The following is a 14,629-nucleotide window of genomic DNA, read 5'->3' on the forward strand; positions in this document are numbered from 1 at the left end:
GGAAAAAGACTAAGAACAAGAATTTTTCAAAGCCTTTGAAAATCCAAGTCTAGTCCGGTCTTGGAATGGTCGAGATGGATTTCAATAGTTATTGCTATAATATTTTTATGGGCGATTATAAAGAAAAATTTTAAAGCAAATAGCGAGGTGAAAACCTCGCTATTTCCAAGCGTCGTACTAATAGATCTCTATCTAAACTGTGTTCACAAAAGAAATACTACCTTTAAAAATAATATTTTTGTCAATTCTTTCCCAATTTTGTTCTGTTTGCATATCTGGCAGACTATAAAATATAATCACATCCTGTCTATCCTCATTTGCCATTTATTGTATTGACGTTTTTTTGAATAGAGCATATTACTATCACATTATTTTTAGAGTTCATTGATCGTGTATTTTGTTCGTAACTTTTTATTTCCTATAAGTGCGAATATTCTCTTAGTCAGCTATATTTTGTCTGCGTAAAACTTTGTAAAAGCTAAATCATTAAAGAAAGAACAACCAAAACCATGTAAAATAAACTGGTTCATAATTACGTAATTAATTTGAAATAATATCTTTTCAAACTGATCATTTACTTTAGTGGGCTAACATACTTGTTCTATTATTGGGACTATATTTGTTTCCTGATAATTACATTAGATCTTGAAGGAGTCAGGTTAAGCACCCATAGTTTAATTAATTAATATTTTTATTTGTTAATATTATAAAAATAATTCTATATTAGAACCGGCGATATATTCTTCTATTTAATCCGCCAATACCAAATTAACTTAAACTATGATATCACAAAGAGGCATTGTGTTTTTAATCCTTATTTTCTTGCCCAAGATCCATTCGTATTCTCAACAATTTCTGGTCAATGATATAAATAAGTATCAAATCAATAGTCAACAATTTATTTCCAAAGGCCACGATGCTATAAACATTGAATTGCTGAGTATACCCTTTGGAGGAGAATCCCTCCCACTTTCCATTTCTTACCAGAATGAACCTCCTAAATATGGACAATTGCCCGGCCTTTTAGGGCATAGCTGGAGCTTCAGTTTTCAATATCATCTTACCAGATCGGAAAGGAGCTTTCAGTATCTGCCAATTGAGAGCTATTATAATAGTGCACATGAACTCTATGATGATACGAATGGGCAAAGTTACGATTTTTTCAGATTTAGTACCCCTTACGGGAGTGGTAGTTTTATGTATGACCCTTACAATACTAATGGGCCACAGAGCCATTTTCTTTCTAATTTCGACAGTTTTGCCTTTTCTGAAATTACACCAGAATTTTCAAAGATTACAGACAACAGAGGCTGGCAATATATCTATGGAGACACATTAGTGCTGGATAGCCAAGTGCCTGTTGAAAAGCTGGAGAAGGGGATGCGACTAAACGCGTCTTTGTTAAAACAGATTATTGCTCCAAACCATGACACACTAACCATTACCTACAGCAGGGGTAAGATTAGGAGTCCACATAAAAGAATAGAAATTTCCATCCATGAGCCCTTGGATATTGCCCCACAGGTAAATGGATCAGAATATGCCATTACCAGAATTGACACCCCGGGAATGGGCGAAAAGTATATTTATTATCCTTCATATGCACAATTGTCTAACGGCAACAACATTGAATTCAGCTATAGTTTTAGTGACAGTTGCATACTGTTAAATTCCATAAGTTTTTTGGGTAAACAAGTTGATCTGACTTATTACCAGGACCGTTATGCAACATTACTCAATAGTGTTAATCTAAACGGAGAAATTTATACGATGTCTTATCTGACAGAGGGCTCAGATGGCAATGGCTCCTTTAGTTTTAAAAATAAAAATCTTTTTGTAGATGTATATGGTGATTATATTTATCGATCCTGTGATCCTCCCTTACCTTCACCTTGTCCCGATAATATTTTATCTCTACTCCCGACAGGTCCGTTTTTTACCTATGTAGATAAGTTTTCTGATTCGGAGAGAATATCCAAACCCTATTTCGAAGTGGGTAATTTTACATTTGCAGAAAGCTTTAAAACCGCTCTGCAACCGACTTTCTATATGCTATCCTCCATACAGAATCCAATGGGAGGAAAGACAGAGTATAAGTATGAAGTCAGTCCGGTAAATGATGATAACACTTTTTTAAATTATGGTGCCGGTTACCGTTTATCTCAGAGATTATCCAAGGATACAAACGGAGACACAGTGTTGATAGATAAATATAGTTATGGCCAGGCAAGACAGTTTCCTTTTGAAGTGGGATCTGATCCGCTACTTAGACAAAATAGTCTAATGCGGGCATACATTCAGGAGGGAGCCGTTCTCCACCAAAGTTACAGATATAGCACCACACAAATGTGGCAACTTGAGCCGCATCATTATAGTCTGGCCAGAAATTTCAGAATTTCTAATGTCCCTGTTTATGCAAATGAAGAGGAAGAATATATGGAGGATAAGGGTGTATTTCACGAACATGTGACTATAGAATCGAGTGATCCTAAAGGTATAATCGGCAAAAAAGTTTATTCTTTTAACGTTCCCGGCACAATTAAGAGATCCAATAGTCAATTTATCAACTATTCATATAATGTTTTGGGAGAGATGGAGAACAGGGTTTCCTACGCAACATGGTTAGGTATGTTGACTTTAGGAAATGAACCAAGACTAAGGAGCGAAATGTCATTCACCTATCAGAATAACCAGTTTCTACCTATAGCTAAAAAAGAATATCAATATGATTCTTTTGTATCAATAGCACTTAATGCCTTCAATTGGGGTAATATCTACGACAGAGCAGGAGCTTTTGAACTTAGTGAAACTCAATTGATCTCCGATTGCAATATTATGGATGCTTACGGTATTGAGGGAGGAGGAACAGTTTTCCAGTTTATGAAAAATATTCTACGGTCCGTAAAATCAACATCTTTTGGCGGGCAAAATTAAACTTAAATTATGAAGTGTCGTTATTTTTTGATTATTCTAAGCATATTAGGACTTTACCTTCTTCCTGGTAAGGTTGTGGCTCAAACAGATTCAATTGTAACATTTGAATCCTTTGATTATGATATATACGGAAATATTACGTATTCCAGTGTAAATGGCTATTTATTCTCTTCCGGAAGAACTGAAAGATATAAAAAAGAAAATTTCATTACCTATGCCCCCCAATATTATGCTTCTGTAAATCCTTCTATACAAAACCTGCTTGAGAAGCGTATTCTTAATAAACAGATTTCTAATACAGGATCCAGGAGTAATGATAATGGCAATTCCTGGGTAACGTCCAATCAATCTTTTTATGTTTATGATGATACTTTCGGCTTATATCCCATTGCCGAATACTATCTTCCGCAGGGAGCCACCGCTAATGTTCCTATGCCTGATTTTAATCTGCATACACCGGATATAGACAATAGATTCAGAAGAGCATATGCTGTAGAACTTATGGACTCCAAAGGACGTCCCATTCAGGTTTCTGACCGTGCCGGAATCGCAAGTTGCTATCTGTATTCGCAAGAAGGACAGCTTACCTGTCAGGTAGATAATGGCAAGCTGTCAGATATTGCCTACACAGGTTTTGAAGTTGTTGAAGAAAGTTTTAATACAGGATGGACTTTTACTGACCTGCAGACCAACAGTATGTTTCTTATGCCTATGTATGGAAGTGCACGATTTTATCAATGCGAAAGTATGAATCTGGATGTAAATAAAACATATATATTATCCCTGTGGTGTGCTATTGATAATCCCTCTCACTCCGAAATGGGCTATCATATTGTGACAAGCGGAGGCAGCCATACCCTTCTGGACACCATGATGGTTGTAAATCCGGACGCACCAAATGGAGCTATGTTTTTCAAAAAATTTACTTTTTCAATAAAAAATGCAATTCAGGTAAGTTTACAGTCAAACCCGACAGCAGCAGGAAACTATTATATCGACGAATTACGCCTGCATCCTCAGGAATCACAGATGAAGACTTACAGGTATGAGCGGATTAACGGAGTACATAGAGTGGTCCGGTCTGCAGATTCCAGGCACGATCTGGAGTGGCTTAAATATGATAACCTTGGTCGTCTGTACCAAAGATACGACAAGAACCTTAAGCTAACATTAGAAAAGGAATACACCCGTTGGACACAATAACCCTCTTGACCTTATATTATGAACAAATTTATTTTTATTCTACTTACTATCGTCCTGCTTCCTTTTGGGTTGTTCGCTGCGAAAGGAAAAAACGGGGTTACTATACCAGCTGATACTCTTGTCAACAAAGCAAGCTTACCACAGGGGAACGATATTTCCATACAGGGCGGATTCAACAGGGAAATAACAACGTACTATCCCTATGGAGCTTCCGGATTGTACGAAAATTACACCTCCCCCTCAAAAACCCATATTACCGGAAGTTATATAGATGGGTTTAATAATCTTAGGTTGAATATAGAACTCCGCTCAGCACCTAATCATAAAAATCTAGTAGCATTCTCTCCAAGAGAAGCAGCCTCGAAAAATATTTCTACTTCCTATCTTCCTTTTGTACAAAATGATGCGGGGCTACAGACAATATATACTGGTATTGAGCAGAAACAACTGAATTACTATTCATCCCCCCCTTCGGATATTGCGACTAATCCATATCCTTTGAGTCAGACAAAAGAATTATTGTCTGTTTCTGAACAAGGCGGAACCGGAGCCCAATGGCAGTTACTTAATAGCGCTATTCCAAATTCAGGGCATACCCAAAAAATTGAAACTGCGATTATAAAGGACAGTGCTCCCGGATTTGTCCGATGGAAACTCACTTCAAATGGTATCGATATTGACACAGGAACGGGTTATGATGATAACAGAATTATTAAACAGATTTTTAAAGGAGCAGACTGGGTTTCCGGAAAAACCGGCACCAAAGAAACCTATACAGATCAATACGGAAAACTTCTGATGGAAAGAAGCTACCTGAATGAGACTATTTATTCAGAAACTTCTTATGTATACGATGAATATGATCGGCTGTGTGCAGTGGTTCCACCTAATACTCCATACCAGCAGATAAGTGAGGGAGACGGCGTATTGGAGAAATACCTTTATTTATACCGTTATAATGAACAGGGATTAGTATCCCAGGTCAAATTTCCGCAAAAAGGATGGTCATATATTATTTACGATAAATTTGACAGGCCTCTGCTGACTCAGGATGCTCTTTTACGGGAGAAAAACCATTGGACATTCAACAAGTATGACCAATTGGGAAGACCTGTAGTTACAGGAATTTTTGAGAGTATTCTCAGCTATCAGCAACTCACAAATTTGGTCAACTCTTCTACTTCAGATTTTGAAAAAAAAGATTTAAGCTCAACTACCGGGTATACATCCCTCACCTATCCGACAACGGATTATACGGTTTATAATGTCCTGTACTATGATAGTTATGATGAAATTCCAGCGGACAACCCATTCCCTTCAACACCCGAGCCTTATTCTAAACTCACTCAGGGCCTGCCGCTTGCATCCAAAAAGCTCGTTCTGGGCACCAATACTTATCTCTGGAATACCTTATTTTATGACAAAGATCAACGTCCTTTTTTAGGGTATGAACAAAATAATGAAGGTGGTTTTTCTAAAGCTTTAAGTACGTACGATTATGCCGGACTACTACAGTCCACCACCTCCCAGCATCTGATCGCAGGAGAAAGCTTTGAAATTCGTACACGCTATGAATATGATCACAGAGGACGTTTGATGAAAGAATATATACAAATAAATCAACAGCCTGAATTTATAAAATCGGCTTATTCTTATAATGAACTGGGTTATCCTGTGGAGCAAAAGATACATTCCACAAACGCAGGGACTACATTTCTTCAATCCCAGCAGTATAGCTATAGTCAAAACGGACAGTTGAAAGCTGTAAACAATACAAATGCCACCTCTGCAAACCAATTGTTTGCTTATGAGTTATTAAGAGAAGATGCCACCTTTCCAAGATATGATGGTAAAATCGGAGGACAGAAATTCAAAACTTATGGAACTTCTCCCAGCGTAGGACAGCAACCTGACTTTTTAACCTATGCCTACGATGGCCTGGACAGGCTCACTGCCGTACAAAGCTCCTCTGCCGGAGTTGCCACAGGAGCGTATAATGAAAGTTTTGAGTATGATTTACGCGGAAATATTACTAAAGTAGGAAGATATGCAGCACTATCAGGAGCCAGAACACGGATAGACAGCCTGCACTATTCATATGACCATAACCTTCATTCCCGCATAGATAATATTGCTGCTGCAAGTGGTGTAGGTTTTTCAGAACTTTCACAAGCAGATAACGAATATCGTTATAATTCTGCAGGCCAGCTTGTGGCTGATGATAACAAAGGAATCAACCAGATCAAATACAATGCGTTTGGCTTTATTGATACAGTTATATGGAATAATGGAGACAAACTGGTGTATACCTACACCGGATCAGGAGAGAGGTTGAGGAAAGATTTTACCAATAGTATACATACACTTAGTACTTACTATATAGCCGGTGTCCAATATTCCTCCGTTAATAATGGTACATTACAATTTGACTTTGCAAAAGTACCGGGTGGCAGACTTCGTAAAACAGCAGGGCTATTCAAAATAGAATATGATTTAACGGATCATCTTGGAAATACAAGATTAACTTTTGATGAAGATCCTGCAAATCCCGGACAGGCAAGAATCCTTCAGTACAACAGTTTTTATGCTTTTGGGGGGGCAATGCCGGGTTTATCCTTTGTAAGTGGGCAGAAAAATAAATATCTTTATAACGGAAAGGAACTACAGGAAGAAACAGGACTATATGATTATGGTTTCAGAATGTATGATCCGGCGATAGGCAGATGGCATGCTGCTGATCCCCTTTCGGATAATCATTATGGACTTTCTCCCTACAATTATGTAATGAATAATCCCTTATCATATATTGATCCCCTTGGACTGGATACCATAGATATTGATAACGGGCCTATGAGATTAAGAGTAGGTACTGTCGTGCGTGCAGGGAGTAAATATATTACTATTACCAAAGAATTTTTTGATTTTATAGTTAACAGAGGTATTAAAGGGCTGGGCTATATTGATGAAGTGACTGTGAACAGATACATTAATAATACAGGCTCTACAGCTGGAAACGCTGCCTTTTATAATACAATCTCCAGACATAACGCTTTTATGCAAAATATGCTGGCTAACAGCGCCGCAATATGGGACAATGAGCGAGCTGCGATGGAGGCAAGAGAACAGGCTGCCAGGTTCAATTTGATGATGGAACAAAGTTTAGCAATAAAAGCAAAAGAGAAGGGTAATGAACTTATCTCTACTACGATAAGAGTTACTGAAGATCCCCCTTTATTAAATTTTGAATCAAATTTCGGCGATAAACTTAAAGTGGATCTTTTTTCGGATTTCAATGTTAAAAAAGCAAAGGCATATAACTCCTTTAAATATGTTTTGGATCCTAAAGGAATTGTCTTGACGAAAGGAGTGTCTATATTATCAGGCACTTTGGGTGCTGGAACAAGTGATAAAGGTTTTTACGTTTCTACAAAATTACCACTTCAAAATTTTACATACAACCTTTCTGGCAGTGTATCTACTGAAGGATATGGAATTCGGTTGTCTTCTTCATTAAATGGTAGCCCGGTGGCGACCGGAGCAAATTTGACTGTTAAGCCTGGAGGATATTCTTTAGCAGCAGCAATACTGATACTATCCAGAGGAGCAATGTTTCCCGCTATCGCGCCAATATTGGCGAAGTAAATAATAAATAAATATGAAAAAATCAACTCAAATTATAATGCTAATCATTAGCTTCGGAATTTTTTGCTATACAATATTTGAAGTATGGCAAATCTATAGATTTCAACAATACGAGATGTTGGGAGGGGTAAAAAATATTCCTCCATCTTATCTGTCAGCTTTTAGACCGGATATAAGTAATTTTAGTAATGGATCTACGGTTATCCGAAAATCAAGAACTACGATTTCCTCCTTCGTATATGATAATAAATACGGTATTTTTATATACTCTCTTGATCTTTTGGAAGATAACCCCTTAAACAAAATAGTTAAGATTGGAAAACCTGTAAATGAGGTTGGAAATAGTCCTAATATTTTTTATTCTGGAGTAAGCAACTCAGGAATAGGCAGTTTCGTAGTATTTAATTATGCATTATCTGAACCGAGCAAGGCAATAAATGGTTTGGATGTAATTATTGAAAAAGACAAAATCATTGATCTTATAGTAGAAAACGACTCAATAATTTGTTATCACTTCCCCAATTCAAGTGGATTTAAACTAAAGTACGTGGGTGATTCCTACTCTGATGTAGTTTTTAAAACGGAACCTAATCAAAATATAAATTTTAACGGAAAGGCAAATATTGGATTAATAATAAAAAAACAAAACAAAAAATTAGTGATTGCAGCGGTTTCTAAAATTGATGTTGATCCCGAATTGTCTGAAAATGTATTATTAGATTTAGTTAACGGCAATAATAATTAGAGATAATTATGTTTGATGTTATTTTTTATTTCTTTTACCGGATTTACAATGGGTTACCTAAAGATATTGATCCGGAAACTAGTGCTAGTCTGGCATTAGGAGCGTGTATTGGTCTTTTTTATAACCAAAATTGTAAATATAATATCATTTATTTTTTTCAGTTTTGATATTGGACTCTGGCCAAAATTTGTTTTTTGTATTGTTATAAGTTTTTCTATCTATTGGCATTATGAGATCAAAGGAAATTGGATTGAAGTCATGAATAGAAAACCGTTATTTTTTAACAGTAAACCATTATCAATTATTATAACCATATTGTTTTTTCTTATTACTGTTTCAACTTTATTTTGGTGATTTATTAATGGAAGAAGGATGAAAATAAATCAAAAATATCTCTGGATACTAGGAATTGGAATATTCTTGTATCTGGTATTTCCTTTTATGAAAGATCTATTGTCCCCCGGAAGCAATGTATATTCGAAAAAATATCGTATTGATATGGAAAGGGACACTTTATTAAATCTTTTGAATAAATTTAACGCAAACAATGAACCTAAGGATTCTTCTTATTTCTCAACTCAAGAAAATCCATATTTTTATTATGGACCGGTATTTGACCGTAAACACGATAAAGTATTTTATATTGATATTCCCAATCCCAGTATTGAACAAAAAGGCAGTGAAATTCATCTTTTATCTATGAAGACAAGTCTTAATGAAGTTGCTATGGTTAATGGCAAACCCAAAAACAAAGAAGAGAAGAAGAGAGAAAATGCAATCAAAGATTTTGAAACTAATATTTTGGATAGTTTAAAAATTACATATACAAAAATAGACTTCTTAACATCTTTAGGACTTAAATAAGTGACTGCTAATATTTGTATTTCGGTTAAACCTAAACAACCAAGATAGCTCGTCTCAACACCAATCCTATGCTGCCGTAATATGAAAAAATCATCCCAAATTATAATCCTAATTATTAGCTTCGGAATTTTTTGCTTTACGATATTTAAAGTATGGCAAATCTATAAATTTTCACAATACGAGATGTTGGGAGGGGTGAAAAACATCCCCACTTCATATCTGTCAGTTTGGTAGACTTACCTGTTTTTCAGACAAATTAAAAGTGTTAAATTAGTTTGTTATATATTATGAAAAAGAGCAAGTTTTCAGAACATCAAATCGTCAATATTCTCAAAGAATATGAGTCAAGCAAGGCAACCAAGGATATCTGTAGAGAACATGGTATTGCCGTCCCGACTTTCTATCAAGGGAAGCAAAAGTACGGAGGTATGGATGCACAACACCTTAAAGAGTTAAAAGCACTACAAGAAGAAAATGCTCGTCTAAAACGGATGTTTGCAGATTTGAGTTTGGATCACCGTATTTTAAAAGATATAATTGAAAAAAGCTCTAAAGCTTTGTGAACGTAAGGAGCTGGTCGATGGGGAAATGAAAGAGCAAGGGATCAGTATTCACAGGGCCTGTAAGATTGTTTGCATGAGTCGTAGCATGTATTATTACGTTCATAAAAAGAACGATCAAACGGTTATTTCAAAGTTAATGGATCTTGCGGCTCGTTATCCTTCCCGCGGGTTCCAGACCTATTATGGTAAGATACGTCTAGAAGGTCTTTTGTGGAACAGGAAAAGGGTACTTCGGGTTTATAGAAGTATCAATTTAAAGCTCAGAATCAAACGCAAACGCTGCATTCCCCCTAGGATTAAAGAGAAGCTCTTAGTTCCCGGATCAGTTAATGAAACTTGGTCGATTGATTTTATGAGCGACTCGCTGGCTAATGGAAGAAGGTTTAGGGTGCTCAATGTCATCGATGATTATAATCGTGAGTCATTGATAAATGAAGCATTCTATTCAATACCGGGGGGTAGACTGGTACAAAAAATAAAGGAATTGATCATCGATAGATCTACACCCAAGCGAATTAGAACAGACAACGGTCCTGAATTTCTGTCAAAGGTCTTCACTGACTTCTGTACTGAAAACGGAATTGAACTGCAATATATACAACCTGGAAAGCCCGCTCAAAATGCTTATATCGAACGGCTGAATCGAACATTTAGAGAAGATGTACTAGACGCATACCTGTTTGATTCGCTAACAGAAGTTAATGCTATTGCTTATGAGTGGCAGATTGATTACAATGAAAACCATCCAGATACAGCCCTAAATGGACTAAGCCCGTAGTTATACGCTAAAGAATATTTAGTTTCTTAATGTGTATTTTTATATTTTTTCAATGTTTGAAAAACGGGAAGGCTTCAGAATGTTCCACCAATGTAATCTCTTATTTTTCCCTAAGGGATTAAAATGATATTTTTGCTATCAACCATTATGTATATCTCAAAATTTTTATTTCACAAAAATTCGAATGAAATTTAATAAAAGATATGCGTTGTATTAGCCTTTTATGTAAGATTTATAATTGACTTGCGAATTCAAGGTTTGAGAATTTTAATTACAGAACGTAGACAGGACATAAAAAAGAAGGTCTTTTTTTAACCTTATTTGCAATAGTGTTACCAATGCCTTACACCATAATATAATTTACTTTTTGGATCGTATTTAATAAGTATTAAGGCATCTTCAAGATTATATGCACCAAAGGAATTCTTTGCTCTATATTTAATGTAGTAAACCCATCCCTCATTTGCCTTTTTATTGATATAAGCATCAACAATTTTTAGACTGTTTGGATCCTTTAAATGGTTGACGATATAATCTTCTGCGGCTAATCTTAGGAAAGTATCGCCACCATCACCATAAATTTTATATTCACTTTTAAATTTTTCGATTTCAGTCAATTTCGAATTATACAAAGTACTGTATATTTTATTGTCCAATTTCAATATCTTCCTCTTCACCATATCTGCATTTAAGTGATAAAGAATATTGTTGACCTTACCAATATAGATATCTCCACCTGGTTCTTTTGGAACGCTTTCAAATAAAGACTTAAATTTCAGAAACCAAAACTCATTTATATACTTGTCGATCTTATCCAGATTAATTTGGGTAGCCGAGCTTAGTGAATCTTTACCCTTGTTGGAAACATTTTCATTGATGATAGAATTGAGCTTATCCGAGATTAGACAATTGATGATTGTTGAATGAGCATTGGCAAAGTTGGTAGAATCATTATTATCAATGATTAAATTTGCTTCAATCATTCGCTTTCTGTTTTCGGTATTTAAGTAATTAAAATATTGATTTCGCTCATCTTTAAAGCTAGTCGAATCTTTATATAACACTTCTATCATAGAAGTATTCATTTTTACATCAAATTGTTTTCTTACCAAAAGATTAGGACTAATGTACATTACTTTATATCTGTCGGTTAAATCGATAAATAGCGAATCTCCTTTTATGTTGAAATGCGTCTTGTAAGATTGAGAAAGATGTTCATTACCTGTACCTTCAAAAACTAAGTATTGTTTATCTTCAAACTTTTCCAAATAAACGCTTTGATTTCCTTGTTTCCTGCTATGGTGGTTAACTTTAGTTATTTCTCCGGTATTGTAATCTTGAAAAACCGCAAAATCCAAATGCCATTCTCCTACGATTTTTTCGTTTATATAACCTGTAATCTTTTTATCAGATAGATTATTCCATTTTTCTAGATAGTCATTTCGATGATTTATATTATTTGGAGTATTATCCTCTGGCATGTTTGAGATCACAATACCACTAAGAATCATTATACCTCCATAAATAGCAGATGAAATTAAACGTGTTTTAGGCAGCTTGAACTTAACAACTAAGCTAGGTTTGATTAAGCCTAATACAAATCCGATTAAAGAACCGAGGAAGATTAAAGAGATAATAATAGCCATAAATAATTGTGTTAAAAAAGACGTGGACAACTACTACAATACTTGCCATCTGAGGGAGTCGAAGCCCTTATGCACAAAGTAAAGAGTAGCGCCCACGTTTTGACGTGAACGCTTTCCCAATACCTCTCCTGTGCTGTTGAATTTTCGACTTTTCAGATGACAGAGATTCTTGGTAAAGACGTTATATCTTAATTATTTATGTCTACGTTTTTCTTGTTCTATTTTTTAGTTTGTTAATGTCACGAAAATAGGAAATTAAAGTTGTGGCTTCAAATCTTTCTGTCATATTCCATTCATAAATTTCCTTGGCAATACTTTTAAATAAATTGTGTGAAAAATATAAACATATTTCTAAGTCAATTTATGCTCAAAGTAGTGTCAATAGAAATATTCTTATCTGTTTGCTGATATAAAATATATTTTCCAGCAACTATATTAGTATTTCAACACTCCTTTAAATGCATATTACTTATCTACCCTCATAATTATCTTTTGCTTTTCCAAGTCTACCCTACCTAAGAGGGTAAATGATTCTTTAACTAATATAACGTAACAGTGACATCTGTACGAATACTTCGCCGCAGGTTGGTTGCCCGGCATTATACGCCATTATTCTCCTTGTATAAAAAAGAGTGTATGGTTTTTCGGTATTTCCTATACTTGTATTAGGTACATGATGCGTTTTTGAACACATTATGGCTATTCATAATTTTTGAATTTTACACTTTGAAAAAATTGAAAATGCACTTGTATCTAGATACAAGTTAGAAAAAGGGGCTTATCCTATAAATCCTAGCCTGCTAAATATTGGGTTAGCTACTTTCTATGGCATCTTATCTTTAAGGGTTGTTAGGGGCTATACTATTTATTATACCCTTCTCCTTATTGGGTATAATAAAGGTATATATTTTAGTCCATCAGTTGTTTCCTCTTATTGTGAAAGGCTTCGGTGAGTTCCTCAACGTAATCTATATTAATCTCTAAATTATTAATCCTTCCAACAGTCTTCTTCCGCCTTGCAATTTCGTTTTTCATAGATCGTCCTAAACGTTTTAACGTCTCGGTAAAAATATGGTAATGTTCAGAAGTAATAAAGCAGTAATCCCTTATATCTTTTTCGGTTAGCCCTTTTAAGTCTTCCGCAGAATAGATACTCAGTTTGCTTGACCTATTGAACGCTTTGACCAAGACCTGAACATACCTTTTAAAAATACGAGGATTATATAACTGTTCCGCATTATAAATCATTTTGTGTTGTCTCAGATAGATAGAATAGAGAACCATCTCGATTCGAACAATATTCTCGGGAGCATATATCTTTGTCTTGGATTTCTTTTTCGCATCAGCCGATTTATTATAGACTTTGAAGTCATTTGTACTTGACTTGCAACGTATACCGTTTATTCGGTTGCTCCCAGTTAATGGGGTCATGCAGATAAAGGTATTTTTATCTAATGCCTTAAAACAATTGAAATAATTTGCGGGCTCTGTTGACATTTTCAAATTTACCCCGATCTCGACAAACTGGATCTGTATGTCCTTAAGTTCCTTGTTGAATTTATCCGAGATCATTTTTAATGATGACTTGACCTGTTCATAACTAAAGTCGTCAAAGTTTTCGCCTCCTTTAAAGAACTTATGAAGAGAACCTGTAAGGATAACCGCATTCTGACGTGCTATAAATGTTCCACTAAAGGTTCCATACCTAAACTTTACATCTTTACCACTTGGGGTCATATACACTTCGTCAAAAGTAGTAATGATGAAATCCTCATGTATATTAGAAATTTTTAATTTCACTCTATCTAACATAATAAAAAACTAAGGGATTAAAAACGATAAGGGCACAGGAAAGATATATGTCTCCCCTGTACCCACCTGATTAAAACATGGGATTGTAGTTTTCTAGGAGGAAGGCATCTATGTCCGTTGATCGATAATAGATCTTAGAGCCAATCTGTGAGAAACCTAACTTCCCTTCATCTCGGTATTTTTGCAATGTCCTTTTGCTAACCTTGAGAAGTTTACTTACTTCTTCGGTTGTTAACCAAGTTCCAATTGATGGTCCGGTACCGTCGTTGCTATCGATGTTTTTTTTGATAGCTTGGAGGGTCTCAACGATCTCTTGAAATACACTATGCTCTAGCGTAATGACTTCTATTTTTTGATTACTATTAATCATGGGGCAATGATAGGAAAAGCTATGCAGTTTTATTTTCTACTAATCATTAGGTAGAATATGATTTGTAGAATT

General features: G+C 35.3%; 10 protein-coding genes. 7 read left to right on the forward strand and 3 right to left on the reverse strand.

Going from position 1 to position 14,629, the window contains the following annotated elements:
- The first annotated feature begins 780 nt into the window (after nucleotides 1–780).
- From HMPREF0766_RS12450 to HMPREF0766_RS12480, 7 genes are all read left to right on the forward strand, one after another.
- A complete protein-coding gene (locus tag HMPREF0766_RS12450) occupies nucleotides 781–2,934 on the forward strand; it encodes a hypothetical protein (protein ID WP_002997729.1) in 2,154 nt (717 codons plus the stop codon).
- Nucleotides 2,935–2,943: 9 nt separating this feature from the next.
- Complete coding sequence (locus HMPREF0766_RS12455; protein ID WP_002997732.1) at nucleotides 2,944–4,137, forward strand: hypothetical protein; 1,194 nt, start codon at nucleotides 2,944–2,946, stop codon at nucleotides 4,135–4,137.
- An 18-nt stretch (nucleotides 4,138–4,155) separates the two neighbouring features.
- Nucleotides 4,156–7,779 (forward strand): RHS repeat domain-containing protein, encoded by a 3,624-nt coding sequence (locus tag HMPREF0766_RS12460; protein WP_002997735.1) that lies wholly within the window; start codon nucleotides 4,156–4,158, stop codon nucleotides 7,777–7,779.
- Between the two features lie 13 nt (nucleotides 7,780–7,792).
- A complete protein-coding gene (locus tag HMPREF0766_RS12465; protein ID WP_002997739.1) occupies nucleotides 7,793–8,524 on the forward strand; it encodes a hypothetical protein in 732 nt (243 codons plus the stop codon).
- Between the two features lie 372 nt (nucleotides 8,525–8,896).
- Complete coding sequence (locus HMPREF0766_RS12470; RefSeq protein WP_002997744.1) at nucleotides 8,897–9,388, forward strand: hypothetical protein; 492 nt, start codon at nucleotides 8,897–8,899, stop codon at nucleotides 9,386–9,388.
- A gap of 287 nt (nucleotides 9,389–9,675) precedes the next feature.
- The gene (locus tag HMPREF0766_RS12475) at nucleotides 9,676–9,951 is read left to right on the forward strand and encodes a transposase (RefSeq protein ID WP_037460247.1); all 276 of its coding nucleotides are present in this window, start codon (nucleotides 9,676–9,678) and stop codon (nucleotides 9,949–9,951) included.
- Nucleotides 9,926–10,729 carry an IS3 family transposase gene (locus tag HMPREF0766_RS12480; RefSeq protein WP_002997750.1) on the forward strand — a complete coding sequence of 268 codons (804 nt, stop codon included), beginning with the start codon at nucleotides 9,926–9,928 and terminating at the stop codon, nucleotides 10,727–10,729. The genes HMPREF0766_RS12475 and HMPREF0766_RS12480 overlap by 26 nt, the downstream gene beginning before the upstream one ends.
- Nucleotides 10,730–11,061: 332 nt before the next feature.
- On the opposite strand, the gene HMPREF0766_RS12485 is transcribed toward HMPREF0766_RS12480, so the two are convergent.
- The 3 genes from HMPREF0766_RS12485 to HMPREF0766_RS22720 all read right to left on the reverse strand — a co-directional run bounded on the left by HMPREF0766_RS12485 (nucleotide 11,062) and on the right by HMPREF0766_RS22720 (nucleotide 14,557).
- The gene (locus HMPREF0766_RS12485; protein WP_002997752.1) at nucleotides 11,062–12,375 is read right to left on the reverse strand and encodes a hypothetical protein; all 1,314 of its coding nucleotides are present in this window, start codon (nucleotides 12,373–12,375) and stop codon (nucleotides 11,062–11,064) included.
- 909 nt (nucleotides 12,376–13,284) lie between these two features.
- Complete coding sequence (locus tag HMPREF0766_RS12490) at nucleotides 13,285–14,175, reverse strand: hypothetical protein (protein WP_138944206.1); 891 nt, start codon at nucleotides 14,173–14,175, stop codon at nucleotides 13,285–13,287.
- An 82-nt stretch (nucleotides 14,176–14,257) separates the two neighbouring features.
- On the reverse strand, nucleotides 14,258–14,557 hold the full coding sequence (locus tag HMPREF0766_RS22720; RefSeq protein WP_002997757.1) for a helix-turn-helix domain-containing protein: 300 nt from the start codon (nucleotides 14,555–14,557) through the stop codon (nucleotides 14,258–14,260).
- Between the last annotated feature and the right edge of the window lie 72 nt (nucleotides 14,558–14,629).

This window comes from Sphingobacterium spiritivorum ATCC 33861, assembly GCF_000143765.1.
Taxonomy (GTDB): domain Bacteria; phylum Bacteroidota; class Bacteroidia; order Sphingobacteriales; family Sphingobacteriaceae; genus Sphingobacterium; species Sphingobacterium spiritivorum.